Raw genomic sequence first — 24366 nt, 5'->3', positions numbered from 1 at the left:
GCTTGGCCGCGCAGGGCGCCAGTCAGCCGCTTCGGGCAGGGCGCGAGGAAAGGTCCCAGGAGGGTGAGGATGCGGGCGAAGGAAGGCGGGATGACATTGCTGGAGGTGCTGCTGGCCATGACCGTGCTGGCGCTGGGTGTATTCGCCGCGGCGGCCTTGCAGGTACGCGGCATGCAGGCTGCCGACAGCGCCAGGCGCGATGGCCTGGCCTTGCAACTGGCCCAGGGCATGCTCGAGCGGGTGAGGGCACGCGGCGCGCTCGATGCAGGCGAGGAGGGCGCATGGCGGGCACGGGTCACGCAGGCCTTGGGCGCTTCGGCGCAGGGGCGGGTGCGGCGCGCGCCCGGCATGCTGGCGCTAGAGGTGCACTGGCCAAGCATGGCGGATCGGCGGCCAGCGTTGCAGCTACAGGGCCGGGTGTTGCCATGAAGCGTGGGCAAAGCGCCTTCGGCCTGATCGAGGTGTTGTTGGCCGTGGCGCTTGGCGCTTTGCTGCTGGCGGCGGCGGGCCAGGTGTTCGTCCAGGCCTACCAGGCTTGGCGCCTGCAAGGCGCGGCGGCACGTTTGCAGGACGACGCGCGCCTGGCCCTGCAACGCATGGCCGAGGATATCCGCATGGCCGGGATGTTCGGCTGCCTGCGGCTGGCGCCGGCGGACTTCGACGACCCCGCAGCCGTACAGGCGTTCGCCAGGCCCATCGAGGTCACTGGCGACAGCCTGACGCTGGTGGGCGCCGAGCTGCCTGGCCTGCTCGGCGCGCCGGACTGGACCGTGCTCAGCGACTGTCGCAGTTGGGCGCGGGTCCAGCGGGGCCAGCATGTACCGGGCGACAGCATGCTGGCCTTGCCGGTGCGCCGGGTGACCTATCGCGTGCGCAACGGCAGCCTGCTGTTCACCAGTAACGCCCAGCATGCCGCCCTGATCGACAATGTGCGGGCCATGCAGGTGCGGCGGGTCGAGGACCGTGTGGATATCGAACTGCTCATGCACGACCGTGATCATCAACTGCAACAGCGTCACGCGCTGAGCGTGGCCCTGCGCAACCCCGGTGATGGCGCGTGAGCCGCCAGGGTGGCGTGGTGCTGCTGCTGGCGTTGAACCTCAGCCTGCTGCTCGGTCTGTTGGCGGCGCTGGGCATGCGCGATGCGTTGCAGCAGGCGCGGCAGGTGGGCGAGCAAGTGCGGCGTGCCCAGGCATTCGAGCTGGCCGAAGCGAGCCTGGTGGAGGGCGCGGCATTGCTCGATGCCGGGCTTGCGAGCGAGTGCGGGCCTTGCCTGCCGCCGGATCTGCCCATTGCCAGGCCTGGTGCGCCTTGGCAAGCCACCGAGAGCGGCTTCGTGCTGTTGCAGGCACTGGGGACCACCAGCCGCGCCGCCGGCCTGCCCATTGGCGAGCAGGTGAGCCTGGTGCGGGTAACGGCGCTCGGCCGCGAGGCACGCGGCCGGCAGTACCTGGAGGCGGTGTATGCGGTGGACGAGCAGGCGCGGGTGCGACGGGTCAGCTGGCGGCAACGCCTGGAGGAGGGCTGACATGCAGCGAGGCCTTGGCCTGATCGAATTATTGATTGTCGTGGCGCTGATCGGCATGCTGGCAGCCATTGCCTACCCCAGTTACAGCGACCAGCTGCGGCGTGCCGCGCGCAGCGAGGTGGTCGGCCTGCTGCACGACGCCGCGTTGCGCCTGGAACAGCACCGCGCGCGCAGCGGTGGCTATGCCGACAGCGAGCAGTTGCAGACGGTGCTGCCGTCGGGCAGCCGTTACTACCGTTTGCTAGCCCAACGTGACGCAGAGGCTTTCACGCTGCTTGCCCGGCGTGTGGCGGGTGCGTTCATGGCGCACGACCCCTGTGGCGATTTTCGCCTCGATCAGGCCGGCGTGCGTGACAATCCAGGCGGCAGCGAGGGTGCTGAAACCTGCTGGGGAAGCTGAAGCGCATTGGGTGCCTGGGCACCGTGGAATTTCTTCAGGTGTTGGATCGAACCATGAGCAAGCAAGTAGTGATTGTCGGTGGCGGGGTGATTGGCCTGCTGACAGCGTTCAACCTGGCGGCAGAAGTCGACCGGGTGGTGGTGTGCGACCAGGGGGAGGTTGGCCGTGAGTCGTCCTGGGCCGGAGGCGGCATCGTCTCGCCGCTGTACCCGTGGCGCTACAGCCCAGCGGTGACCGCGCTGGCGCACTGGTCGCAGGATTTTTATCCACAGCTGGGCGAGCGCCTGTTCGCCAGCACCGGCGTCGACCCCGAGGTCCATACCACCGGGCTCTACTGGCTCGACCTGGACGATGAGGCCGAGGCATTGGCCTGGGCTGTGCGGGAACAGCGGCCGTTGAGTGCGGTGGATATTTCGGCGGCCTACGATGCGGTACCAGTGCTTGGGCCGGGCTACCGGCACGCGATCTACATGGCGGGGGTGGCCAATGTGCGTAACCCGCGCTTGGTCAAGTCGCTCAAGGCCGCGCTGCAGGCGCTACCCAACGTCACCCTGCGCGAGCACTGCCAGATCACCGGCTTCGAACAGGAGGGCGGTCGTGTCACGGGCGTGCGGGCCGACGATGGCGTGCTGGCCGCCGATGACGTAGTGCTCAGTGCCGGAGCCTGGAGCGGCGATCTGCTGAAGACGCTGGGGTTGGACCTGCCGGTGGAGCCGGTGAAGGGCCAGATGATCCTGTTCAAGTGCGCCGAGGACTTCCTCCCCAGCATGGTGCTGGCCAAGGGGCGCTATGCAATCCCTCGCCGTGACGGGCATATCCTGGTGGGCAGCACCCTGGAGCATGCTGGCTACGACAAGACCCCGACCGAGGATGCGCTGGAGAGCCTGAAGGCGTCGGCCATCGAGCTGTTGCCGGCATTGGCCGATGCCGAAGTCGTTGGGCACTGGGCGGGTTTGCGTCCGGGGTCGCCAGAAGGTATTCCGTACATTGGCGCGGTGCCGGGGCATGAAGGGCTGTGGTTGAACTGTGGCCATTACCGCAATGGCCTGGTGCTGGCGCCGGCGTCGTGCCAGTTGTTCAGTGACCTGTTGCTGGGGCGTGAGCCGATCATCGACCCGGCACCCTATGCGCCAGAGGGGCGGTTGCTTTGAGCGGGTGAAGCGCTGCTTGTTGTAGGAGCCGGCTTGCCGGCGAACCTGGCAACGCGGTGTATGGCACCGGCCTTGCCGGTGTTCGCCAGCAAGGCTGCTTCCTACAGGTTGCGGTAAGGCTAACCTTGGCGCCCTTTGGTCGGATTGTTTAGCGCTGCTGGCCTGGCCCTTGCTGCAAATGCTGCTGGCTGCAATACCACTCCTTGCCCTGCTGCAACGCCCGGTCGTTGGGCAGGTGCACGCCACAATGGGCGCAGCGCACCATCTTCAGCGGGTCTTGCAGCCGGGGCTCGGCAGGCGACTGCTGACTGCTCTTGAACTTGCGCCACAGCCAGAACGCGGCAGCGATCAGGGCGATCCAGAAAAGTAGGCGAACCATGGTGTCCAGCTTGTCGAATGAAGAAGCCGACAGTCTAGGGCGCGGCCAATAAAAAAGGGAGGCCTCGGGCCTCCCTTTCTTTCGCTTGCGCGTGGCTCAGTCGAACAGACCGAAGGTCATGTAGCTGAACCAGCTGCGGTCCTTCTCGGCTTCCTTAGGACCCTCCGGCAGGATCACGTCGCCGTTCTCGTCCTTGGGCAGCAGCTCTTGCGGGATCTCCGAACGGGCATCCTGGAACTGCTTGACCACGTCCTGGTTGGCGCGGGTCTCGCCTGGCGGCAGCGGAGTCTTGGTTTCGATCAGGCCCAGGGTGGCCTTGGACAGCCACGAACGGTTGCCGTTTTCGTCCACCTTGGTGACGAACTGGCCGTCGACCAGGCTCGGATGGTCCGGGTAGTTGAGTTGCAGGGTCTCGAGGCTGGTGGCGGCCAGTTCGTCCAGGTGCATGCGCTGGTACGACTCGACCATCACCGCCAGGCCGTCACCCACCGATGGGGTTTCCTGGAAGTTCTCCACCACGTAGCGGCCACGGTTGGCGGCGGCGACATAGGCTTCGCGGCTCAGGTAGTAGTTGGCCACGTGGATCTCGTAGGCGGCCAGCAGGTTGCGCAGGTAGATCATGCGCTGCTTGGCGTCCGGCGAGTAACGGCTGTTGGGGAAGCGGCTGGTCAGCTGGGCGAACTCGTTGTACGAGTCGCGGGCGGCACCCGGGTCACGCTTGGTCATGTCCAGCGGCAGGAAGCGCGCCAGCAGGCCACGGTCCTGGTCGAACGAGGTCAGGCCCTTGAGGTAATAGGCGTAGTCGACGTTCGGGTGCTGCGGGTGCAGGCGGATGAAGCGCTCGGCAGCCGACTTGGCGGCCTCGGGCTCGGAGTTCTTGTAGTTGGCGTAGATCAGCTCGAGCTGCGCCTGGTCGGCGTAGCGGCCGAACGGGTAGCGCGACTCCAGGGCCTTGAGCTTGTTCACGGCGCTGGTGTAGCTGGAGTTGTCCAGGTCGGCCTGAGCTTGCTGATACAGCTCGGCTTCGCTGAGGTTCTCGTCAATGACTTCCTTGTTGGAGGAACAGGCCGCGGTGAGCCCGAGGATGGCGATCAGCAGCAGGTGTTTCACTTGCATGGCGGCTTGCGTCCCTTTGACGGCCGCTGTCTTGGGCGGTGCCGTCCTGTTATGATGAGCACCCCCGGGCAACCCCGGGGCAAAAGAAGCCGTATTTAACCACAAGCGCGCAGCCGAAACCAAAGGCTGAACGCCCGTCGATTCGAGCATGTCCGAGATCATTCAACTTAGCGCAGAGGTCCCGTCCGAACTGGGCGGCCAACGCCTCGACCAGGTCGCCGCCCAATTGTTCGCCGAGTACTCGCGTTCGCGCCTGTCCTCGTGGATCAAAGATGGCCGCCTGACCGTCGATGGCGCGGTGCTGCGACCGCGCGACACCGTCCACACCGGCTCTATCCTGGCCCTCGAGGCCGAGCAGGAGGCCCAGGGCGAATGGGTGGCTCAGGACATCGAGCTGGACATCGTCTATGAAGACGACCAGATCCTGGTGATCAACAAGCCGGCCGGGCTGGTAGTCCACCCGGCGGCGGGCCACCCCGACGGCACCCTGCTCAATGCCCTGCTGCACCATGTGCCGGACATCGTCAACGTACCGCGCGCCGGTATCGTGCACCGCCTGGACAAGGACACCACGGGCCTGATGGTGGTGGCCAAGACCCTGCAAGCGCAGACCAACCTGGTCGACCAGCTGCAGAAGCGCTCGGTCAGCCGCATCTACGAGTGCATCGTGGTCGGCGTGGTGATCGCCGGTGGCAAGATCGACGCCCCGATCGGCCGTCACGGCGGCGAGCGCCAGCGCATGGCGGTGACCGACGGCGGCAAGCCGGCGGTCAGCCACTATCGCGTGCTCAAGCGCTTCCGCTCGCACACCCATGTGCGGGTCAAGCTGGAAACTGGCCGTACCCACCAGATCCGCGTGCACATGGCGCATGTCGGTTATCCGCTGGTCGGCGATCAGACCTACGGCGTGCGTTTCCGTATTCCGCCGGCGGCCAGCGTGGCCATGGTCGAGGCGGTGAAGAACTTCCCGCGCCAGGCCCTGCATGCCCGCTTCCTGGCGCTGGACCACCCTACCACCGGCGAGCGCATGGAGTGGAAGTCGGAGCTGCCGGACGACTTCCGGTGGCTGCTGTCGCTGCTCGACCAGGACCGCGAGAGCTTTATCGGATGAACGGTCTGACCCAGGCGCTGCTCTTTCCCGACTGGCCAGCCCCGGCCTCGGTACGCGCCTGTGTCACCACCCGCCAGGGCGGCGTCAGCCTGCCGCCCTATGAAGCCTTCAATCTTGGCGACCATGTGGGCGACGACCTCGCTGCGGTCGCCGAGAACCGTCGTCGCCTCAGCGCTGAATTCGCCATCCAGCCCGCCTGGCTCAAGCAGGTGCACGGGCTGGTGGTTGCCGATGCCGATCCCGCCGTGGTCGCCGAAGCCGATGCCAGCTGGACCGACCAGCCCGGTATAGCCTGCACCGTCATGACCGCCGATTGCCTGCCTGCCTTGTTCTGCGACCGCGCCGGTACTCGCGTGGCCGCCGCCCATGCTGGCTGGCGCGGGCTGGCCGGTGGCGTGCTGGAAGCCACCCTCGATCGCCTGGCCCTGCCACCTGAAGAGGTGCTGGTATGGCTGGGCCCGGCCATTGGGCCGCAGGCGTTCGAGGTGGGCACGGAAGTGCGCGATGCCTTTACCGCCGTGCATCCTGAGGCCGCCACTGCCTTTGTCGATGGCGCGCGCCCTGGCAAACTGATGGCCGATATCTACCAGCTGGCGCGGATTCGCCTGGCGGCGCGGGGTGTTACGGCTGTCTATGGCGGTGGGTTCTGCACGGTCAGCGATCCACGCTTCTTCTCTTATCGCCGTACCCCGCAGGGTGGGCGCTTTGCTTCGTTGGTGTGGTTGCAGCCATAAGGACGCCGGGGGCTGCTTTGCAGCCCTTTCGCGACACAAGGCCGCTCCTACAGGGGGAGTGCAATCCTCTGTAGGAGCGGCCTTGTGCCGCGAAAGGGGCGCAAAGCGCCCCCAGCCATCCCCCCGCGTGCTGACCCCGGTCAATCCCGCTACGCTTGAATCTTCCAGAATCACCCTTATCTATTGGTCATCTCAGGCAGGTTCATCATTACAGGTGCTGTCCATCGCTCCGCCTGCCCTTTAAAGGAAGGTATCCCCCATGCGAATAGACCGACTGACCAGCAAGCTGCAACTCGCGTTATCCGATTCCCAATCCCTGGCCGTGGGCATGGACCACCCGGCCATCGAGCCCCTGCACCTGCTGCAGGCGCTGATCGACCAGCAGGGCGGCTCGATCAAGCCGCTGCTGATGCAGGTCGGCTTCGACGTCAATAGCCTGCGCAAGGCGCTGACCAAAGAGCTCGACCAGTTGCCGAAAATCCAGAACCCCACCGGCGATGTGAACATGTCCCAGGACCTGGCGCGCCTGCTCAACCAGGCCGACCGCCTGGCCCAGCAGAAGGGCGACCAGTTCATTTCCAGCGAACTGGTGCTGCTCGCTGCCATGGACGAGAACAGTAAGGTCGGCAAGTTGCTGCTCGGCCAGGGCGTGAGCAAGAAGGCCCTGGAAAACGCCATCAACAACCTGCGCGGCGGCGCGGCGGTGAACGACGCCAACGCCGAGGAATCGCGCCAGGCCCTGGACAAGTACACCGTCGACCTCACCAAGCGCGCCGAGGAAGGCAAGCTCGACCCAGTGATCGGCCGTGACGACGAGATCCGCCGCACCATCCAGGTGCTGCAACGCCGTACCAAGAACAACCCGGTATTGATCGGCGAGCCCGGTGTCGGCAAGACCGCCATCGCCGAGGGCCTGGCCCAGCGCATCATCAACGGCGAAGTGCCCGACGGCCTCAAGGGCAAGCGCCTGCTGGCGCTGGACATGGGCGCGCTGATCGCTGGCGCCAAGTACCGCGGCGAGTTCGAAGAGCGCCTCAAAGGCCTGCTCAACGAACTGAGCAAGCAGGAAGGCCAGATCATCCTGTTCATCGACGAGCTGCACACCATGGTCGGCGCCGGTAAAGGCGAGGGCGCCATGGACGCCGGCAACATGCTCAAGCCGGCCCTGGCCCGTGGCGAGCTGCACTGCGTTGGCGCCACCACGCTCAACGAGTACCGCCAGTTCATCGAAAAGGACGCAGCCCTCGAGCGCCGCTTCCAGAAGGTGCTGGTCGAGGAGCCGAGCGAGGAAGACACCATCGCCATCCTGCGCGGCCTGAAAGAACGCTACGAAGTGCACCACAAGGTGGCCATCACCGACGGCGCGATCATTGCCGCAGCCAAGCTCAGCCACCGCTATATCACCGACCGCCAGCTGCCGGACAAGGCCATCGACCTGATCGACGAAGCCGCCAGCCGCATCCGCATGGAGATCGACTCCAAGCCGGAGGTGCTCGACCGTCTCGACCGTCGCCTGATCCAGCTGAAGGTGGAATCCCAGGCGCTGAAGAAGGAAGAAGACGAAGCGGCGAAGAAACGCCTGGAAAAACTGACCGAGGAAATCGAGCGCCTGGAGCGCGAGTACTCCGACCTCGAAGAAATCTGGGCCTCGGAAAAGGCCGAGGTGCAAGGTTCGGCGCAGATCCAGCAAAAGATCGAGCAGGCCCGCCAGGAACTGGAAGCCGCCCGCCGCAAGGGCGACCTCAGCCGCATGGCCGAGCTGCAGTACGGGGTGATCCCGGACTTGGAGCGCAGCCTGCAGATGGTCGACCAGCACGGCAAGACCGACAACCAGCTGCTGCGCAACAAGGTTACCGAGGAAGAGATTGCCGAAGTGGTGTCCAAGTGGACCGGCATCCCGGTGGCGAAGATGCTCGAAGGCGAGCGTGAGAAGCTGCTGAAAATGGAAAGCCTGCTGCACGAACGGGTGATCGGCCAGGACGAGGCGGTGACCGCCGTGGCCAACGCCGTGCGCCGGTCCCGCGCCGGGCTGTCCGACCCGAACCGCCCGAGTGGTTCGTTCCTGTTCCTTGGGCCCACCGGGGTGGGCAAGACCGAGCTGTGCAAGGCGCTGGCCGAGTTCCTTTTCGACACCGAAGAGGCCATGGTGCGCATCGACATGTCCGAGTTCATGGAGAAACACTCCGTGGCGCGTCTGATCGGCGCCCCGCCAGGGTATGTGGGCTATGAGGAGGGCGGCTACCTGACCGAGGCCGTGCGTCGCAAGCCGTACTCGGTGGTACTGCTCGACGAGGTGGAGAAAGCCCACCCGGATGTGTTCAACGTGCTGCTGCAGGTACTGGAAGATGGCCGCCTGACCGACAGCCACGGCCGTACCGTGGACTTCCGCAACACCGTGATCGTGATGACCTCCAACCTGGGCTCGGCGCAGATCCAGGAACTGGCCGGTGACCGCGAGGCACAGCGTGCGGCGGTGATGGACGCGGTGGGCGCGCACTTCCGTCCGGAGTTCATCAACCGCATCGACGAAGTGGTGGTGTTCGAACCGCTGGGCCGCGAGCAGATCGCCGGTATCACCGAGATCCAGCTTGGCCGCCTGCGTGGTCGCCTGGCCGAGCGCGAGTTGTCGCTGAGCCTGAGCCCGGAGGCGTTGGACAAGCTGATCGCCGTCGGTTACGACCCGGTGTATGGCGCACGGCCATTGAAGCGTGCGATCCAGCGCTGGATCGAGAACCCGCTGGCGCAATTGATCCTCGGCGGGCAGTTCGTGCCTGGCGCGGCGATTACCGCACAAGTGGAAGGGGACGAGATCGTCTTTGCCTGAAAAAGCATCGCCGGCAAGCCGGCTCCCACAGGTGTTATGCCTTCCCTGTAGGAGCCGGCTTGCCGGCGATAGGGCCCTCAAACCCCTGATTTTCCAGCTTCAGCCATAACTCGCTGAAAATTTTGAAAAAAGTGCTTGCACAAAAACCAGAGTGCCCCTAATATTCGCCCCGCTGTCAGGCACTGAGCAGATCGCCAGCAACACCGACGATCTGAAAATAACTTACAAATCAGTAAGTTGAACGAAAAAAAGTGGTTGACAAGCAAAACGAAGAATGTAGAATAGCCGGCCTCAGCAGCGACAACGCGAAAGCGGATAGCCAAAGAGATCGAAGCTAACACAGACTTCGAAGCAGTAAAGATGTACCGAAGTTCAGTTCCGCGATAGCTCAGTCGGTAGAGCAAATGACTGTTAATCATTGGGTCCCTGGTTCGAGTCCAGGTCGCGGAGCCAATCTCGGGGTGTAGCGCAGTCCGGTAGCGCGCCTGCTTTGGGAGCAGGATGTCAGGAGTTCGAATCCCCTCACCCCGACCATTTTCCGGGTCGTTAGCTCAGTTGGTAGAGCAGTTGGCTTTTAACCAATTGGTCGTAGGTTCGAATCCTACACGACCCACCATGTAAAAAGGGCATCTCGATCGAGATGCCCTTTTTCTTTTGCCCGCGATTTATATCCCCGCCCTTTGCTACCCTGTGGCCTTTGCCCGCAGGAGCGCCCGCGCATGCCACTCAAAGCCAGTGTTTTCATCGCCACCAGCCTGGATGGCTACATCGCCCGTGAAGATGGCGGCCTCGATTGGTTGATGGGCGCCACCCAGTCCGCTGACGACCATGGTTATGCCGGGTTCATGGCGGGCGTCGATACGTTGGTGATGGGGCGCGGTACCTTCGACAAGGTCATGACCTTTGGCGAGTGGCCATACCCTGATACGCGAGTGGTGGTGCTCAGCAGTACCCTCGAGGCGCTGCCCAGGGGCGTGTCAGAGCGCGTCGAGCTGCACCCGGGGCCGATCCCGGCGTTGCTCGAGCACCTGCAGGCCACGGGCGCAAAGAGCCTGTACCTGGATGGCGGCAAGCTGATTCAGGGGTTCCTGCGCGAGGGGCTGGTGGATGAACTGACCATCACCCGCATCCCCGTGCTGCTGGGGCAGGGGATACCGTTGTTCGGCGGGTTGGCGAAGGATGTGCTGTTGCAGCACATGAGGACGACCAGTTACGAGAGCGGGTTTGTGCAGAGCACGTATCGCATCGTTCGTTAAAGCAGTGCAGCCAATCTGTAGGAGCCAGCCCTGCTGGTGAACCAGGCACCGCGGAGTTCGCCGGCAAGCCAGCTCCTACAGAAGTGTCGCCCGTAGGAGCCGGCTTGCCGGCGAACCGCGTCAGGTCAGTGCAGCTTCAGGCGCGGCTCGGTCCCCCGGCCAATCTTGCTACCCAGCATCATCATCGCCGTGCGGAAGAACCCATACAGCGCCATCTGGTGCATGCGGTACAGCGACACATAGAACATCCGCGCCAGCCAGCCCTCCAGCTTGACGCTGCCCATCAGGTTACCCATCAGGTTGCCGACCGCCGAGAAGCGCGACAGCGACACCAGCGAGCCATAGTCCTTGTATTCGTAGGTCGGCAGCGCCTTGTTCTCCAGGCGCGCCTTCAGGCTCTTGGCCAGCAGCGAGGCCTGCTGGTGCGCGGCCTGGGCCCGTGGCGGCACATTGCGGTCGGTGCCCGGTTGCGGGCAGGCGGCGCAGTCGCCGAAGGCGAAGATGTTGTCGTCCAGGGTGGTCTGCAGGGTTGGGCGCACCACCAGTTGGTTGATGCGGTTGGTCTCCAGGCCGTCGATGTCCTTGAGGAAGCCCGGCGCGCGAATGCCCGCCGCCCAGACCTTCAAGCTGGCCTGGATAACCTCGCCCGAAGCGGTCTTCAGGCCATCCTCGGTCACTTCACTGACCGCGGCGTTGGTCAGCACCGTCACCCCGAGTTTTTCCAGGGTCTTGTGCACCGGCTCGCTGATGCGCTCCGGCAGCGCTGGCAACACCCGTGGGCCGGCCTCGATGATGGTGATGTGCATGTCTTTCGGCTGGATCTTGTCCAGGCCATAGGCTGCCAGCTCATGGGCCGCGTTGTGCAGCTCGGCCGCCAGCTCCACGCCGGTGGCGCCGGCACCGACGATGGCCACGCTGATCTGCTCGCTGGCCACGTCGCCCGCATGGGCGCGCAGGTAGTGGTTGAGCAGTTGCTGGTGGAAGCGCTCGGCCTGCTTGCGGCTGTCGAGGAACAGGCAATGTTGCGCCGCGCCCAGGGTGCCGAAGTCGTTGGTGTTGCTGCCCACGGCGATCACCAGGGTGTCGTAGCCGATGGTGCGCGCAGGCAACAGCTCACGGCCCTCGTCGTCGAGGGTCGCGGCCAGCTGGATCAGTTTGCTTTCGCGGTCCAGGCCGCTCATGCGCCCCATCTGGAAGTTGAAGTGGTTCCACTTGGCCTGCGCCACGTAGTTCAGTTCGTCTTCCGAGGAGTTCAGCGAGCCGGCCGCCACTTCGTGCAGCAGTGGCTTCCAGATGTGCGTCAGGTTGGCATCAACCAGGGTGATCTCGGCCTGTTTGCGCTTGCCCAGGCTTTTACCCAGGCGGGTCGCCAGTTCCAGGCCGCCGGCGCCGCCGCCGACAATCACGATGCGATGAGTCATGGGGATATCTCACAAGTTTTACGGAATTCGTGGACACAAGGTCCGGCCGCATTCGGCATGAGGGGCGGGCGAGCGCAAGGCAGCTCATAGCACCAGTCCACTCAGCAGGCGGCTCAACAGGCCCAGACCGATGGTCACGGCCACCACCAGCAACAGGAGCAGCCATGGCCGGAAGGGCCGGCGCTCGACTTGATGCTGGGGGGCGCTCAGATACTCATCGACGCGACGCTGATCTTCAGGATTCAGGCGGCTGGTCATGCTGGGCCTCGTCAGATAGACGTTCGTGACTGCGTGTACGCCACAGCGGCCACGCAAACGCATGGGTCGAATGATAATGCTTTCTATCCCTGGCGCCGAGTGTACGTGATCGCAAAGACACCCGGCACTGGATCAAAGACTGATACCTACGTCGAACACGATGCTGCGCCCCAGGTTGCCGCGCAAAAAATCCGGCGCGTCCGGGTGGGCGAACAGCACCCGGGCGAAGGTCGGCCCCACCAGCGACAACGACCGCCAGCCCTGGCGCAGGTACTCGGTGGGCGGCGGGAAATGGCTGTTGAGGTCGAGCACCTCGCGCTTGAGGCTGGCGAAGGCGATGATGTCCAGCTCGCCCAGGTCCAGCCCGCGCTCGCGGTAGTTGTGCGACTTCTTGCGCAGGGTCGGCGCCAGGCGCGCCAGCAGCTCCTGGGCACTGATGCGCCGGGGCCGCTGCTCGCGGCGCACCAGCTGGGCCAGGGAGAAGGCGCTGCGCCGCCGTTGCAGCTCCTCGCGCCATTCGTCGTTGAGCCGGCGGCCCTCGTCGAGCACGAAGAACACCTCGAACGCCGCGTCGCGGAACAGCACGTCCGGCGGCTCTTGCCCGGCCGGGGTGAAGTCCTCGCTGCGGTAGGGGATGTTCAGCCCTTGCAGCAGGCGCTGGCAGACCCAACGCTCACGCTCCCATTTGCGGGCATTGGACAGGAACGCATTGGCTTGCTCGGCCTGGATGGTAAGCAGGCGCAGGTAGTCTGAGTCATCCATGGGGACAAGCTTAGTCGCTAATTGATGACGGTAAGATGCTGTTTGTGCGTAGGAATCAGCCCAGCACCAGCCACTGCTGCACCACCCCCAGCAGATGCAACAGCCCGCCGCCCAAACAAATGGCCGAACTGACCGCGATAAACCTTCGGCTGCGCCCGGTGCCGGCCAGCACCAGTGGCCCCAGCAGGCCCCGCGCCAGGTACACCAGGGTGATCAGGCAGATCACCGGCAACAGCAAGGGCAATGGGCGCATCAGCCCGGCCGCCGACAAGGCATAGGCCGACCAGACGAGCAGCACCGCCGCGATCGCCGCAGTGACCAGGGCCGGGTAGGCGCGCCCTTGCTCCGCCGCCCTGGCCATGCGCTCGCCGGCGCCGAACAAGCGGTACCAGCGTGGGCCAATGGCGATCACCGCCAGGTGCAGCACGCCGGCGATGGCGCTGAACGCCGCGCCGAGCAGCAGCGGCAGGTTAAGCCCTTCAGGCATGGCGGATGCGTCCTGCATCGAAAGGAGGTGCCAGCCTATAGCAACCGGCTGAAAGGGAGAATGGGTGTAGACTCAGGCTTGTCCACATGGCCGACAGGGATATTGTTCAGGTGATCAGCGCACAAGTCTTGTCCAGCACCAGCCTTACCCTTGGCTGGATAGGTTACGTGCCCCTGCTGATCTGGGCCGCCAGCCGCACCCGCTGGGTCGAGCTGTTCACCGACACCCGCCGCCAGCACCTGCTGTTCGGCACGGTGTTCTGCCTGTTCATACTCTGGCTGGTGCGCCGCGACTTCGATACCGGGGTGTCGTACCACTTCATCGGCATGACCGCCGTAACCCTTTTACTGGACTGGCCATTGGCCGTGCTGGGCGGCTTTCTCGCCCAGCTCGGCCTGTTGCTGATGGGCCGGCAGGACCTTGCCGCCATCGGCGTCAACGGCCTGCTGATCGTCGGCCTGCCGGTGCTGGTCACCGAGGTGTGCGCGATCCTGGTCGAGCGCGCCCAGCCGCGTAACCTGTTCGTGTATATCTTCTGTTGCGGGTTCTTCCCGGCGGCGTTGACGGTGTTGCTGTGCCTGATGGCAGGGCTGGGGTTGCTGTGGATGGACGAGCGGTTCGCCATGCCGGAATGGCTTAGCGACTTCGTTGGCTATCTATGGCTGATGATGTTCCCCGAGGCATTTATCAACGGCACGGTGATCAGTGCGCTGGTGGTGTTCTGCCCGGAGTGGCTGGAAACCTTCAATCGCTCCCGTTATCTGCAGGCGCCCTGGAAGGACGAGGAACGCTGATGTTCGCCGGCAAGCCGGCTCCTACAGGGCAGGCGCCAAACCTGTAGGAGCCGGCTTGCCGGCGAAGAGGCCATCACAGCCAACCCAGAAACCAGGTCAATGCCGAGGCTCCAGATCCCCCGAATACAGCTCGTCCTCGGACTCCTCCGCCCCGGCGATCTTATGCTCCTCGGCCGCCCAGGCGCCCAGGTCGATCAACTTGCAGCGGTCCGAGCAGAACGGCCGGAACGGGCTCTGCTCGCCCCATTCCACGGGTGCCCCGCAGGTAGGGCAATCAACGGTCATCGGCTGGCTCATGGCTGGCCTCCTCGTAAAGTCAGGTAAAAGTGGTGCAGGCGGTCGATCTCGTCGTGCAGCGATTGCAGGTCACGGTCGTTGACCACCACGTCATCGGCATGGCGCAGGCGCTCTTCCCGGGCCAGCTGGGCCTTGAGAATCGCCTGCACCTGTTCCGCGCTGGTGTTGTCGCGGGCCAAGGTGCGTTGCACCTGCAACTCGGTCGGCGCGTCGATCACCAGGATGCGCTGGGTCTTCTGGTGCTGCCCCGACTCGATCAACAGCGGCGAAACGTACACTGCATAGGGCGTCTCGGCCTTGGCCAGGTAGCTGAAGATCTCCTGGCCGATCAGCGGGTGCAGCAGTTGTTCCAGCCATTGCCGTTGGCTCGGGTCGGCGAAGATCAGCTGGCGCAGGGCGCCACGGTCGAGCTGGCCGTCCGCCTGCAGCACGCCTGCGCCAAAGCGCTCGACGATGCTGGCCAGGGCAGGGCGCCCCGGCTCGACGACCCAGCGCGCGGCCTGGTCGGCATCGACCAGGTGCACGCCCAGTTCGACGAAACGCTCGGCGGCGGCGCTCTTGCCGCTGCCGATGCCGCCGGTAAGGCCAAGAATCCAGGGTGTGAAGGGCGCTGTGCTCATCAGGTTCCAAGCAGTTGCAGGTATGAGGCGACTATTTCATCACCCCAGAGCAATGCGATCCACCCCGCAATGGCCAGATAAGGCCCGAAAGGCAATGCCGCGCCCATTTGCGTGCGCTTGAAACGCACCAGCGTCAGCCCGATCAGCGCCCCCACCAAGGACGCCAGCATCAAGGTCAGCGGCAGGATCTGCCAGCCGCCCCAGGCACCGAGCATGGCCAGCAGCTTGAAGTCGCCGAAGCCCATGCCCTCCTTGCCGGTGACCAGCTTGAACACCCAGTACACCGACCACAAACTCAGGTAACCCGCCACCGCGCCCCACAGCGCATCGCTCAACGGCACCAGCAGCCCGAAGGCGTTGACGATCAACCCCAGCCACAACAGCGGCAGCACCAGCACATCCGGCAGCAACTGATGCTCGGCATCGATCAGGCTCAAGGCGATCAGCCCCCAGGTCAGCAGCATTACCCCCAGCGCCTCGACACCCGGCCCGAAATGCCAGGCCACCAACAGCGAGAGCAGGGCGCTGCCCAGCTCCACTAGGGGATAACGCACGCTGATCTGCGCCTTGCACCCCGCGCACCGCCCGCGCAGGGCCAGGTAACTCAGCACTGGAATGTTTTCCCAGGCGCGGATCTGGCGCTGACAGTGCGGGCAACGTGAAGCCGGCAGGCACAGGTCGAAGCGCTCGTGCTCGGCCTGCGGCAGCCCCAGCACCTCCTGCGCCTCCCGCTGCCACTGGCGCTCGAGCATGATCGGCAGGCGGTACGCCAGCACATTGAGAAAACTGCCCACCAGCAACCCCAGCACCGCGGCCAAGGTATGGAAGAACGGCGGATGTTCGACGATTACGGTCCAGGCATTCATGTTCAGATCAGGCTACCCAACTGGAAGATCGGCAAATACATCGCCACGACGAGGCCCCCCACCAGCAGCCCGAGGATCAGCACGATGGCCGGCTCCAGCAGCGTGGTCAACTGCTCCAGCGCCTGGCTCACCTGTTCTTCGTAATGCAGCGCGGCCTTGTCCAGCATTCGGTCGAGGGTGCCGCTGGCTTCGCCCACCGCCACCAGCTGGCGCAACAGCGGCGGGAACAGCGCATCCGCCTCCATCGCCTGCTGCAGCCCCATGCCGCCGGCCACGTCCTGGCGCAACTTGAGGATCGCCCGCTCGTGCAGGCTGTCACCACTCACCGGCGCCACCGTGGCCAGTGCATCCAGCAACGCCACCCCGGCGGCATAAGAGGTCGCCAGGCTACGGGCAAAGCGCGCCAACGCCGCCTGCCCGAGCAAGGTGCCTACCACCGGCACCCGCAACACCCCGCGCAATATCCACAGGCGCGCCGGCAGATGCCGCCGGTACAACGCCGGAATGCCAAACCCCAGTGCAGTTATCAACAGCACCAACCACCCGACGTGATTGCCCAGCCCTGTGGATAAATCGATCACCCACTGGGTGAACGCTGGCAGCGCCTTGTCGAAACTGGCGAACAACCCCTGGAACCGCGGCACCACCTCCAGCAGCAACAACGCCGCCACCCCCAACCCCGTGAGCAGCAACAGCGCCGGATACAGCATCGCCTTGCGCACCTTCTGCCGCAGCGCCTGGCGTTTCTCCAGCATGGTCGCCATCTGTTCCAGCTGCCGGTCCAGCGTGCCCGACTGCTCGCCCACCCGCACCAGGTTGCAGTACAGCGCATCGAACCACCCCGGATGGCGCTGCAAGGCATCCGCCAAACCCAACCCCGCCGCCACATCCTGTTGCAACCGCGCCAGCAACGCCGCCATGGCGCTGTTCACCGTGCTGCGCGCCATCACCTCGAACGCCTGCAACAACGGCACCCCCGCCGTGAGCAAGGTCGCCAGCTGGCGGCTGAACCCCGGCGCATCCGCCTTGCCCGCCCGTTGCGGCCAGCGCCAGCGCAGCCCACCCGCCAGCCGCACCCGCGTCGCGCGAATCCCCTGCTGGCGCAACCAGGCCTGCACGAACGCCGGGCTGCGCCCAGTGTGCTGGCCCTGTTGCGGCGTACCGCTGGCATCGACGCCTTCCCAGGCGTACAGACGGGTGGAAGCAGGCATGGCGAGAGTCCTTTTGCGCGGGGGCGAAAAGCCCGGTAACAGCTTGCCCGGCCTGCTGCCGGGCGCGTTTCCCTGTGGCTCACTAGAGTAGTCCAGCGAAGATGACGCCCCGCCGCGCAGGGGTGACAAAAGGTGTCGGTTCAGGCCTACTGCGCGCCTGCCGGCCGGGGCGCGCCACGATGAAAGCGCCCGCCGCGCCTCCACGTATCACGAAGGAAGACCGTTCATGAAAGGGCAACGAGGTATCACCCTGATCGAACTGATGATCGTCGTCGCGATCATCGGCATCCTGGCGACCATCGCCATCCCCATGTACACCAACCACCAGGCCCGCGCCAAGGCTACTGCCGCGCTGCTGGAGATTTCCGCGCTGAAGACGCCGATGGACGTGCGCCTGAACGACGGCAAGGACGTACCCGACGTCGCCAGCCTCGGCGGCCAGCCCGCCACCGCCCATTGCGCGATCACCGCCAGCGGCAAGGCCGCCGACGGCACCGCCAGCATCGCCTGCACCCTGGCCGACGCACCGGCCAATGTGCTGGGCAAGACCGTGACCCTGGCGCGTACCCAGGCAGGCTGGAGCTGCGTGACCACGGTAGAGGAAGACCTCGCGCCCAACGGCTGCACGGTGCAATGAAAGTGAGGTGAAACAGGGGTTTGCGTAACCGACACGGCAGTGGTACGTTGCGCAACACGCCGGTGTAGCTCAGTCGGTAGAGCAGCGCACTCGTAACGCGAAGGTCGCAGGTTCGATTCCTGTCTCCGGCACCACATCTAGCTCCACTGCATTCCGCTGAATGCTTTGGAAGCCCTCTAAAACGGCCTTTTGGCCGTTTTTTTGTTTCCACGACCCTCCGTCGGGAACCAATAAAACCCCCAATAACCGGGGGTATTTTTGGGGTACAGCGTCTTTCCTGAATGGAGAACGTACCCCTATGCCACGCCTAGCCATTCCGCTCAGCGACCTCAAATGCCGCACGGCCAAACCGCGTGATCGCGCCTACAAACTGTTCGACGGCGGGGGTATGTACCTGTACGTCGCGCCCAGTGGCTCGAAGACTTGGCGGCTGCGGTATTTCAAACCCAACGGCAAGGAAGGCACGCTGATTATCGGCAAGTACCCCATCGTTTCGTTGGCCGTCGCGAGGACCAAGCGCGATGAGGCCAAGGCTCTGTTGCTCGACAACCTTGATCCGATGGAAGAGAAGCAGAAGGCCAAGATCGCTGCCCAGCGTGCGAGTCTTCTCTTTGAAACCGTCGGTTTGGAGTGGCACGCCGAAATGTCCCGGCGCTGGACCGAGGGCCACGCCAAGACGGTGCTGAGCAGGTTGCGCACCCATGTGTTTCCACTGATTGGTCAGCGGCCTATCGCTGAACTCGATACCCATGATCTCCTTGAGGTCACCCAGCGGATCAAGGATCGCGGCACCATGGATGTAGCGCTGCGTGTGCAGAACTATCTCTCCACGATCATGCGGGGTGCGAAGCGGGCGCGGCAGATCACTCAAAACCCGGCGCTCGATCTGGCCGGCTCGATTCAAGCGCCGCGCACCGTGCACCGTCCTGCGCTCTCGCTAAACCGCATTCCAGAACTGTTGGACCGAATCGACAACTACACCGGTCGCGAGCTGACTCGGCTCGCAGTGCTGCTGACGCTGCATGTGTTCGTGCGCTCCAGCGAACTGCGCTTTGCACGGTGGGATGAGTTTGACCTGCAACGTGCGATGTGGGAGATCCCCGATACCCGCAAGCCGATTGAGGGCGTCCGCTATTCCACGCGCGGGACCAAGATGAGCGGAGACATTCAGATAGTGCCGTTGTCGCCTCAAGTCATCGAGATCCTTGAACGGCTGCGCGGCTTGAATCGCTTCTCTGAACTGGTGTTGCCCGGTGATCACAGGTACTGGAAACCCTTGTCGGAGAATACGGTTAATCAGGTGCTGCGCAATATGGGGTACGACACCACCAAGGACGTGTGCGGGCATGGTTTCAGGACCATGGCTTGTAGTGCCTTGCTCGAATCAGGGCTGTGGACGGACGCGGCGATTGAGCGGCAGATGAGCCATCAGGAGCGTAACCGCGTGCGCGCTGCTTACATCCACAAGGCCCAATTTCTGGAGCAGCGCCGGTTGATCATGGCGTGGTGGAGTAACTACATCGATGCCAATAGGTCGGGCCATGTCACTCCGCATGAGTTTGCCCATCCGGTAGGCGACAACGTCGCAGCCTTGCCAAATGGTCATGGCGCATTCAATCGAGGGTGAGCCTGCAAGATCGGTGCTGGCTGCTCTTTCACGCGGGTCCATCCAAACAGGGCTGCAAAGCCGCCCTGTTTGGATGGACCTAGCTTTGCAAAGCTAAAAGCCACAACTTTGTCCGGGGTTTACCACGGAATTCCACCGGTGGATGATCGCTTTTCATGTTCTCAATATCGCCGAATTTCGATCCTTGACCGGGTTTATCCACAGGCGTAGAACTGGCCGTGCAAGCGCTGTCGATGACAGCACCCCAGGTGGCTCGAACCTTCAAGGTCACGCCGTTCCCACGGTGGTTCTCCCCCCAAATGGCGATTCGCGTCCGGCAGCTCGCCCGGTCACCTCCCCGGTGATGGATGCCTACTTCAGAACATGGCCCTCGTGCGCCAGACGACATTTCTACTTCGCTGCCCTGCAGCAACCTATCCGCTTGGCCGAATCATGCGCCAACCTGCGCCCGTCTCTTTCTCCTGGAAAGAGACGGGCGCTTCTAACACTGCTGCAGCCCTCATCGCACTTAGCTTTGCGGCTACTTCACTTGTGACAATCGGCATGACAAACGTCGATATCACCAGCAACAGCGCTGTAGATGATGGTGCCGCAGACCACGGAATGGACTGCACCTGACTGACAGTCAGGCATGCCCCGGTCATCGCATCGCTGCGTTAACCCGGCTCAGGATCTCGCGGCACTGGTCTCGTCAGCCAATGCAGCCTCCACCCGCCCACCGGTAACGGTGCTCAGGAGGCCAGATCATGAGATGCCCTTGCTCCCGGTCGTAAGGAGCCGCCAGTCCCGCGTTAGAGGGCAACCCCACAGGTCGCAGGGGCCTTGATCCCTGATAACACTCAGCATTCTTGGCGGGATGACGTGGGGTGAGGATCGGAGAGCAGAAGATGAGGTGACCGAAATGGCATTGGTGGGTAAACGAGATGGCCGCAATTTTGGCTACGGCAGGCAAATGAGCTACGCAGGGCCGCAAGCGCTGAAAGACATGTTCGGCGGCGGTCATTACGGCACGGTCAAGGCGCACTGTGATCGGTGGCAGGCATTCGTCAAATGGTGCCGCTCCGAACAGGGGGCCTGAATTGCCCCTGGTTTCGTAGAGACCCCCAAGCCAGGTTTAGACAGGGGACTTTTTGTATACGAGTACTCGTCCGGCCATGCGTGCGAACACCAACCCGTATTGTTCAAGATTCCGCCGTACGTGTCGGCCAAAGTCATGACGCGTCTTACGTTGCAACGGTGCCCAGGCTGGTTCCCCGATAATCTGCCGAATCGTGAACTCCTGCCCCGGTGGAACTACCGCGATGTTTTGCTTGAGTACTCGCGAAACCTCATCCCACTCGGCGATCTGGATATTCATGGGTTGCCCTTAAGTTGTAATTGTATGTTCATGAGTGCAGTAATTTAGCCGCGAATGATGATCTCGATGCGTTCGATGTCCACTCCAAAGGTGATTGCCAAGCCAGCTTTGGCCTCAGCGATGCTCAAACCGCTGACCCCAGAGGGGAAACTTGACGTTTTGGAGTTGGTCGTTGACTCGGACGGCTCCTGCTGCACCCCGGCACTCATGGTGAATTCGGGATAAAGAATCTCGTTCAGCTTTTTCCATGTGTCGGCACGGGGGCTCGCAAATTCCCCGCAGTCAGATTCTTCATAGCGACGGGGCATCACGCCATGAATATTGGCCTTTCGGGCCAGCTCGGCGCGGCTCAATCCAAGAAGTTCGCGCCTAGCTTTCAGAGCAGCAGGAAAGTCGGGAGAAGTGGGCGAAGGAAGCATGGGGAGCACCTGGGGGTGAGGGGTAATAGCTAAAGTGTATTTTGGGTTGCCCTTAACTTCAAGAGTAAGATGGTTTGGGTGTTGCTTTCGCCGCTCTCGGTCCTCAGCAACGCTTTGGACGAGCTTGGTCAATGGCCATCATGTTTTATGTACCGTGTTTACAATTCTTCCTCTCCCGAGTCGATCGATTCGGTTACCTGTAGTCAGGCTGACCGTAGTGCCATCCATCAGTGCCTCCTCAACGCGGCTGAGCTGTTTGTCAGCGAGAGTCGGCTATGACCTTGGACACCTCTACGCGACGACACGATTTGTCGCCCCCCCATAACAAGATGCAAAAAACACTAGGAGCTCACTGTCATGAAGAACCTACTTGCCGCCATCGGTTGTGTTGTAGTGCTGAAGAAGGCCTGTGAGCTATACCGCGAATACCAAGACTTGAAGCGTTACAAGGAAGCCCACGCGCCCGAAGGCCCCTGAACGGGTCGCGTACCCATCTGACTTTAGTCATGTGCGATGCCGGTGAAGTGGCATTGAGCCAGCATTTTTATTAGCATCGTGACCAATCTGGCATCACCGACTGATGCACAACAAGGAAGCCTCCATGTCTCAAGCGAAGGATACGCTGCTCAGGCTGTTCGCCCTGCTGCGCCTGATTCCTACCGAGCCACAGCGTATCGCCAGCACCACACTGCTGGAAAAGCTGCATGACAAGGGTTTTTCCGTCACGCTGCGCTCCATTCAGCGCGACCTTAATCGGCTGTCCCTGCCGTTCTCATTGCTATGTGACGAGAGCGAATCACCCTTCCGCTGGAGCTTCACGCGCGATGCACCGCTGAAGCTGCAGGACATGGACGCGCCCACCGCGCTCGCCCTCTGCCTGTCCGAAAGCCATCTGACAACCCTGCTGCCACAGACCGTGCTCGACCAGCTCAGTCCGCAATTCCGCCGAGCGCGGAATTTCCTCGGTGATGTGGGCCACAACGGTTTGGCGGACTGGGCGCGTCGCGTCCGTGCGATCCCCAACGGCAAAACCTTGATGCCAGCATCAATCGCTCCCGAGGTTTGGCGAACGGTCTCCGGCAGCCTGTTGGAACGTCGCCAGATCGAGGTCGCTTACCGCAGCCGCAGCAAAGGTGAGGTGAAGCAACTGGCTCTGCACCCGGTCGGGCTGGTTTCCCGACATGCCATTAGCTACCTGCTCGCATCGGTGGACGGCTACGATGACTTGCGCCAGTTCGCCCTGCACCGGATCCAGTCAATCCGCATGCTGGAAACCGAGAGCAAGGAGCAACCTGACTTCAACATCGACGATTACATCGCCAGGGGCCGCTTCAGCCAACGCCAGGGCGACGAGCGCGTTGAACTGGTTGCGGACATACATCCGCAAATCGCCGAGTTGTTGAGCGAGACACCGCTCAGTGACGAGCAGTCCCTGCACGACCTTCCCGGCCAAGCCTGGAAACGCCTGTGCGCCTATGTTCCTCTGGAGAGCGAGACCCTCTGGTGGATCTTCGGCCTCAACGAGAATATCCGCGTCCATGCCCCCAAAGTCTGGGTCGACGAGATCCGTCAGCGCCTGAAATCAATGCAGCAGTTCTATCTGGCCGAGGAGGCGCTTGTCGGTGCCGCCTCTCCACACTCCAGCGTCGGTACTGCCGTCGTTCAGCACAACGCCTGAGGCCTTCTCATGGACAAGCAGGACAGCAAACTTATCAGCCACTCGGTCAGCCTGTGCCCGATCTGGCCCACTCAGGCCTCGGAAAAGATCGGCCGTATGGTCGGCGAAATCAGCCAGGCCAACGACATCATGGCCAAAATCGCTTCCACCGCTCAGAGCAAAGCGATCAAGGGCGGGTTCGCGGCGGAAACCTGGCATGCCGAGTCGTTCAACCTGGACGCGATCCTCAAGGACAAGGATGTCCGGGCCTTCACCGATAACTTCGCCAAGACACCGCTAGCGAAGAACGACATGACCCACGACATCGTCATCATGAAGGGCGATACCCAACTGCAGGGCGCACAGCTGAAATATTTCAAGAATGCCGACTCCACGCAGAAGGCGTTTCGCTCCAGCAAGGATGGGGTTCACCGTTACGAGAACGCCGACGTGTTCCTCGGGCCGTCCGACCAGATTGAAGGCATCAAGCTGTCCGCGCACAAGGACATGCTGAAGAATCGCGACACTCGCCCCGAGGTCGCCCGGGCCGCCGAGAAAGTGCATGACAAGGCCGCTGGACGCCTCGACGTCGAGGGCGTTCAGTCCACCGGGTTGAGCAAGCGCGATGCCGAGCACGTCGGCGCGGGATCGTCTTCCGGCAAGGCGCTGCACGAGAACATGCAGACGGGCTACCTGAACAAGGCGACGCTCCAGCAAAGTATGCGTGCGGCTGGGTCGGCGGCCATCGTCACCACGGTCATCGCCGGCAGCATCAACACCTTCCAGTACATCCGCCAGGTCAGGGATGGCGAAATCAGCGCCGAACGCGCCACCGTGCTGATCCTTCAGAATACGGCCATCGCCGCTGGCGACAGCGCTTTGAAGGCCGGGGTGGCCTCGGCAAGCGTCAGCATCGCTGCCCGCTCGATGCCCGGCTTGTTCGCTGGCTCAGTGTTCAAGCGCACCTTCGCCAATGGCGGTATTGCCGGGGCGGCCGTCTGCGCGGTGGACGTGGTGCAGAACCTGGTGTTGTTCGCCGCCGGCAAGATCACCGGCGAAGAACTTGAAACCCGCACCGGCAAGGGGTTGCTGCTGACCGGCGCCGGCGTGAGCGGTGCTTCGGTGGGCGCAGCTATTGGCGCCTTGGGCGGCCCTGCGGGTGCGTTGGTGGGCAGCATCGTCGGTGGCCTGATCACGACGCTGGCGATGAACATTGCCGTGGACAACCACATCGAGAAGAGCTTCCAGCTGACCTTGGTAGCCACGGAACGCGTGCTCAGCAACGGCGTTGCCGTTCATGAAGCCCTGGAATACCTACAGGTTTCGCAACAGTTCTACGGTGACTTCCATAAGGGCCTGTATCTGTCGGAGAAGCACTTCGCCGCTCAGGTCAGGACTCTGGAAGCGCAAAGCAAGCGACTCAGCAACAAGATCAACAATCTTTAAGGCCGGAA

25 protein-coding genes, 4 tRNA genes and 1 pseudogene are annotated in these 24366 nt (G+C 63.3%); 19 read left to right on the top strand and 11 right to left on the bottom strand.

Annotation, left to right across the window (positions count from 1 at the left end):
- Positions 1-69: 69 nt before the first annotated feature.
- The 5 genes from pilV to thiO are packed head-to-tail and all read left to right on the top strand — an operon-like array spanning position 70 to position 3079.
- A complete protein-coding gene (pilV, locus tag ACODS5_RS09010) occupies positions 70-429 on the top strand; it encodes a type IV pilus modification protein PilV (protein ID WP_134693359.1) in 360 nt (119 codons plus the stop codon).
- Positions 426-1061 carry a PilW family protein gene (locus ACODS5_RS09005; RefSeq protein WP_134693360.1) on the top strand — a complete coding sequence of 212 codons (636 nt, stop codon included), beginning with the start codon at positions 426-428 and terminating at the stop codon, positions 1059-1061. Before pilV ends, ACODS5_RS09005 begins: the two co-directional genes overlap by 4 nt.
- Entirely contained in the window at positions 1058-1528 is a 471-nt protein-coding gene (locus ACODS5_RS09000; protein ID WP_489108439.1) for a hypothetical protein, read from the top strand. Before ACODS5_RS09005 ends, ACODS5_RS09000 begins: the two co-directional genes overlap by 4 nt.
- 1 nt (position 1529) lies before the next feature.
- A complete protein-coding gene (locus ACODS5_RS08995; RefSeq protein ID WP_134693362.1) occupies positions 1530-1928 on the top strand; it encodes a type IV pilin protein in 399 nt (132 codons plus the stop codon).
- 53 nt (positions 1929-1981) lie between these two features.
- Entirely contained in the window at positions 1982-3079 is a 1098-nt protein-coding gene (gene thiO / locus ACODS5_RS08990) for a glycine oxidase ThiO (RefSeq protein ID WP_134693363.1), read from the top strand.
- 148 nt (positions 3080-3227) lie between these two features.
- Here thiO and ACODS5_RS08985 read toward each other — a convergent pair whose 3' ends face one another.
- On the bottom strand, positions 3228-3458 hold the full coding sequence (locus ACODS5_RS08985) for a PP0621 family protein (RefSeq protein ID WP_134693364.1): 231 nt from the start codon (positions 3456-3458) through the stop codon (positions 3228-3230).
- 96 nt (positions 3459-3554) lie between these two features.
- A complete protein-coding gene (locus ACODS5_RS08980; RefSeq protein ID WP_134693365.1) occupies positions 3555-4574 on the bottom strand; it encodes an outer membrane protein assembly factor BamD in 1020 nt (339 codons plus the stop codon).
- 148 nt (positions 4575-4722) lie between these two features.
- On the opposite strand from ACODS5_RS08980, the gene rluD reads away from it, so the two are divergent.
- The 7 genes from rluD to ACODS5_RS08945 all read left to right on the top strand — a co-directional run bounded on the left by rluD (position 4723) and on the right by ACODS5_RS08945 (position 10499).
- Positions 4723-5685 carry a 23S rRNA pseudouridine(1911/1915/1917) synthase RluD gene (gene rluD / locus ACODS5_RS08975; protein ID WP_134693366.1) on the top strand — a complete coding sequence of 321 codons (963 nt, stop codon included), beginning with the start codon at positions 4723-4725 and terminating at the stop codon, positions 5683-5685.
- Positions 5682-6419 carry a peptidoglycan editing factor PgeF gene (gene pgeF, locus ACODS5_RS08970; RefSeq protein ID WP_489108438.1) on the top strand — a complete coding sequence of 246 codons (738 nt, stop codon included), beginning with the start codon at positions 5682-5684 and terminating at the stop codon, positions 6417-6419. The genes rluD and pgeF overlap by 4 nt, the downstream gene beginning before the upstream one ends.
- 259 nt (positions 6420-6678) lie before the next feature.
- Positions 6679-9243: an ATP-dependent chaperone ClpB gene (clpB, locus tag ACODS5_RS08965; protein WP_134693368.1), complete on the top strand. Its 2565-nt coding sequence runs from the start codon at positions 6679-6681 to the stop codon at positions 9241-9243.
- A 377-nt stretch (positions 9244-9620) separates the two neighbouring features.
- Positions 9621-9696: transfer RNA gene (locus ACODS5_RS08960), tRNA-Asn, on the top strand.
- A 4-nt stretch (positions 9697-9700) separates the two neighbouring features.
- Positions 9701-9777 (top strand) — tRNA-Pro (locus ACODS5_RS08955).
- Between the two features lie 6 nt (positions 9778-9783).
- Positions 9784-9859: transfer RNA gene (locus ACODS5_RS08950), tRNA-Lys, on the top strand.
- Positions 9860-9962: 103 nt separating this feature from the next.
- Positions 9963-10499, top strand: a complete 537-nt coding sequence (locus ACODS5_RS08945) for a dihydrofolate reductase family protein (protein WP_134693369.1) — start codon at positions 9963-9965, stop codon at positions 10497-10499.
- 125 nt (positions 10500-10624) lie between these two features.
- Here the strand turns inward: ACODS5_RS08945 and ACODS5_RS08940 are convergent, their stop codons facing one another.
- The 4 genes from ACODS5_RS08940 to ACODS5_RS08925 all read right to left on the bottom strand — a co-directional run bounded on the left by ACODS5_RS08940 (position 10625) and on the right by ACODS5_RS08925 (position 13427).
- Complete coding sequence (locus tag ACODS5_RS08940; protein ID WP_489108437.1) at positions 10625-11920, bottom strand: NAD(P)/FAD-dependent oxidoreductase; 1296 nt, start codon at positions 11918-11920, stop codon at positions 10625-10627.
- 84 nt (positions 11921-12004) lie between these two features.
- Positions 12005-12178, bottom strand: coding sequence for a DUF3094 family protein (locus ACODS5_RS08935; protein WP_023631877.1), 174 nt, complete (start codon positions 12176-12178; stop codon positions 12005-12007).
- A 132-nt stretch (positions 12179-12310) separates the two neighbouring features.
- A complete protein-coding gene (locus tag ACODS5_RS08930) occupies positions 12311-12940 on the bottom strand; it encodes a DUF1780 domain-containing protein (protein WP_028689889.1) in 630 nt (209 codons plus the stop codon).
- A 55-nt stretch (positions 12941-12995) separates the two neighbouring features.
- Positions 12996-13427, bottom strand: coding sequence for a hypothetical protein (locus tag ACODS5_RS08925; protein WP_038706810.1), 432 nt, complete (start codon positions 13425-13427; stop codon positions 12996-12998).
- 86 nt (positions 13428-13513) lie between these two features.
- Between ACODS5_RS08925 and ACODS5_RS08920 the strand changes: the two genes are divergently transcribed.
- A complete protein-coding gene (locus ACODS5_RS08920) occupies positions 13514-14221 on the top strand; it encodes an energy-coupling factor ABC transporter permease (RefSeq protein ID WP_217867249.1) in 708 nt (235 codons plus the stop codon).
- Between the two features lie 96 nt (positions 14222-14317).
- Here the strand turns inward: ACODS5_RS08920 and yacG are convergent, their stop codons facing one another.
- Genes yacG through ACODS5_RS08900 form a run of 4 tightly spaced genes read right to left on the bottom strand, consistent with a single transcriptional unit; the run spans position 14318 to position 17215 of the window.
- Positions 14318-14518: a DNA gyrase inhibitor YacG gene (yacG, locus tag ACODS5_RS08915; protein WP_046854173.1), complete on the bottom strand. Its 201-nt coding sequence runs from the start codon at positions 14516-14518 to the stop codon at positions 14318-14320.
- Positions 14515-15138 carry a dephospho-CoA kinase gene (coaE, locus tag ACODS5_RS08910; protein ID WP_038706809.1) on the bottom strand — a complete coding sequence of 208 codons (624 nt, stop codon included), beginning with the start codon at positions 15136-15138 and terminating at the stop codon, positions 14515-14517. Before coaE ends, yacG begins: the two co-directional genes overlap by 4 nt.
- Entirely contained in the window at positions 15138-16004 is an 867-nt protein-coding gene (locus ACODS5_RS08905) for a prepilin peptidase (protein ID WP_489108436.1), read from the bottom strand. Before ACODS5_RS08905 ends, coaE begins: the two co-directional genes overlap by 1 nt.
- Before the next feature lie 2 nt (positions 16005-16006).
- Positions 16007-17215, bottom strand: a complete 1209-nt coding sequence (locus tag ACODS5_RS08900) for a type II secretion system F family protein (RefSeq protein ID WP_489108435.1) — start codon at positions 17213-17215, stop codon at positions 16007-16009.
- 226 nt (positions 17216-17441) lie between these two features.
- Here ACODS5_RS08900 and ACODS5_RS08895 point away from each other — a divergent pair, with 226 nt between their 5' ends.
- From ACODS5_RS08895 to ACODS5_RS08880, 4 genes and pseudogenes are all read left to right on the top strand, one after another.
- Positions 17442-17852 carry a pilin gene (locus tag ACODS5_RS08895; protein WP_038706807.1) on the top strand — a complete coding sequence of 137 codons (411 nt, stop codon included), beginning with the start codon at positions 17442-17444 and terminating at the stop codon, positions 17850-17852.
- Between the two features lie 58 nt (positions 17853-17910).
- Positions 17911-17986, top strand: a tRNA-Thr gene (locus ACODS5_RS08890).
- Between the two features lie 164 nt (positions 17987-18150).
- On the top strand, positions 18151-19479 hold the full coding sequence (locus ACODS5_RS08885; RefSeq protein WP_489108434.1) for a tyrosine-type recombinase/integrase: 1329 nt from the start codon (positions 18151-18153) through the stop codon (positions 19477-19479).
- Between the two features lie 901 nt (positions 19480-20380).
- Positions 20381-20551, top strand: a pseudogene (locus ACODS5_RS08880) (integrase domain-containing protein); the annotation flags it as partial.
- 329 nt (positions 20552-20880) lie between these two features.
- Here the strand turns inward: ACODS5_RS08880 and ACODS5_RS08875 are convergent.
- A complete protein-coding gene (locus ACODS5_RS08875) occupies positions 20881-21255 on the bottom strand; it encodes a helix-turn-helix domain-containing protein (protein WP_410937166.1) in 375 nt (124 codons plus the stop codon).
- A 601-nt stretch (positions 21256-21856) separates the two neighbouring features.
- Here ACODS5_RS08875 and ACODS5_RS08870 point away from each other — a divergent pair.
- On the top strand, positions 21857-22933 hold the full coding sequence (locus ACODS5_RS08870; protein ID WP_438282480.1) for a helix-turn-helix transcriptional regulator: 1077 nt from the start codon (positions 21857-21859) through the stop codon (positions 22931-22933).
- 9 nt (positions 22934-22942) lie between these two features.
- Positions 22943-24358, top strand: coding sequence for a hypothetical protein (locus ACODS5_RS08865; protein ID WP_489108433.1), 1416 nt, complete (start codon positions 22943-22945; stop codon positions 24356-24358).
- Positions 24359-24366: the final 8 nt, after the last annotated feature.

The sequence above is a fragment of the Pseudomonas sp. FG47 genome (assembly GCF_057809115.1).
This window is presented reverse-complemented; position numbering and strand designations above follow the sequence as displayed.

Bases quoted from the DNA above. Each gene is read 5' to 3' on its own strand.
- pilV (WP_134693359.1), top strand. From the start codon at position 70: ATGCGGGCGAAGGAAGGCGGGATGACATTGCTGGAGGTGCTGCTGGCC.
- ACODS5_RS09005 (WP_134693360.1), top strand. From the start codon at position 426: ATGAAGCGTGGGCAAAGCGCCTTCGGCCTGATCGAGGTGTTGTTGGCC.
- ACODS5_RS08995 (WP_134693362.1), top strand. From the start codon at position 1,530: ATGCAGCGAGGCCTTGGCCTGATCGAATTATTGATTGTCGTGGCGCTG.
- thiO (WP_134693363.1), top strand. From the start codon at position 1,982: ATGAGCAAGCAAGTAGTGATTGTCGGTGGCGGGGTGATTGGCCTGCTG.
- ACODS5_RS08985 (WP_134693364.1), bottom strand. From the start codon at position 3,458: ATGGTTCGCCTACTTTTCTGGATCGCCCTGATCGCTGCCGCGTTCTGG.
- ACODS5_RS08980 (WP_134693365.1), bottom strand. From the start codon at position 4,574: ATGCAAGTGAAACACCTGCTGCTGATCGCCATCCTCGGGCTCACCGCG.
- rluD (WP_134693366.1), top strand. From the start codon at position 4,723: ATGTCCGAGATCATTCAACTTAGCGCAGAGGTCCCGTCCGAACTGGGC.
- pgeF (WP_489108438.1), top strand. From the start codon at position 5,682: ATGAACGGTCTGACCCAGGCGCTGCTCTTTCCCGACTGGCCAGCCCCG.
- clpB (WP_134693368.1), top strand. From the start codon at position 6,679: ATGCGAATAGACCGACTGACCAGCAAGCTGCAACTCGCGTTATCCGAT.
- ACODS5_RS08945 (WP_134693369.1), top strand. From the start codon at position 9,963: ATGCCACTCAAAGCCAGTGTTTTCATCGCCACCAGCCTGGATGGCTAC.
- ACODS5_RS08940 (WP_489108437.1), bottom strand. From the start codon at position 11,920: ATGACTCATCGCATCGTGATTGTCGGCGGCGGCGCCGGCGGCCTGGAA.
- ACODS5_RS08935 (WP_023631877.1), bottom strand. From the start codon at position 12,178: ATGACCAGCCGCCTGAATCCTGAAGATCAGCGTCGCGTCGATGAGTAT.
- ACODS5_RS08930 (WP_028689889.1), bottom strand. From the start codon at position 12,940: ATGGATGACTCAGACTACCTGCGCCTGCTTACCATCCAGGCCGAGCAA.
- ACODS5_RS08925 (WP_038706810.1), bottom strand. From the start codon at position 13,427: ATGCCTGAAGGGCTTAACCTGCCGCTGCTGCTCGGCGCGGCGTTCAGC.
- ACODS5_RS08920 (WP_217867249.1), top strand. From the start codon at position 13,514: ATGGCCGACAGGGATATTGTTCAGGTGATCAGCGCACAAGTCTTGTCC.
- yacG (WP_046854173.1), bottom strand. From the start codon at position 14,518: ATGAGCCAGCCGATGACCGTTGATTGCCCTACCTGCGGGGCACCCGTG.
- coaE (WP_038706809.1), bottom strand. From the start codon at position 15,138: ATGAGCACAGCGCCCTTCACACCCTGGATTCTTGGCCTTACCGGCGGC.
- ACODS5_RS08905 (WP_489108436.1), bottom strand. From the start codon at position 16,004: ATGAATGCCTGGACCGTAATCGTCGAACATCCGCCGTTCTTCCATACC.
- ACODS5_RS08900 (WP_489108435.1), bottom strand. From the start codon at position 17,215: ATGCCTGCTTCCACCCGTCTGTACGCCTGGGAAGGCGTCGATGCCAGC.
- ACODS5_RS08895 (WP_038706807.1), top strand. From the start codon at position 17,442: ATGAAAGGGCAACGAGGTATCACCCTGATCGAACTGATGATCGTCGTC.
- ACODS5_RS08885 (WP_489108434.1), top strand. From the start codon at position 18,151: ATGCCACGCCTAGCCATTCCGCTCAGCGACCTCAAATGCCGCACGGCC.
- ACODS5_RS08875 (WP_410937166.1), bottom strand. From the start codon at position 21,255: ATGCTTCCTTCGCCCACTTCTCCCGACTTTCCTGCTGCTCTGAAAGCT.
- ACODS5_RS08870 (WP_438282480.1), top strand. From the start codon at position 21,857: ATGTCTCAAGCGAAGGATACGCTGCTCAGGCTGTTCGCCCTGCTGCGC.
- ACODS5_RS08865 (WP_489108433.1), top strand. From the start codon at position 22,943: ATGGACAAGCAGGACAGCAAACTTATCAGCCACTCGGTCAGCCTGTGC.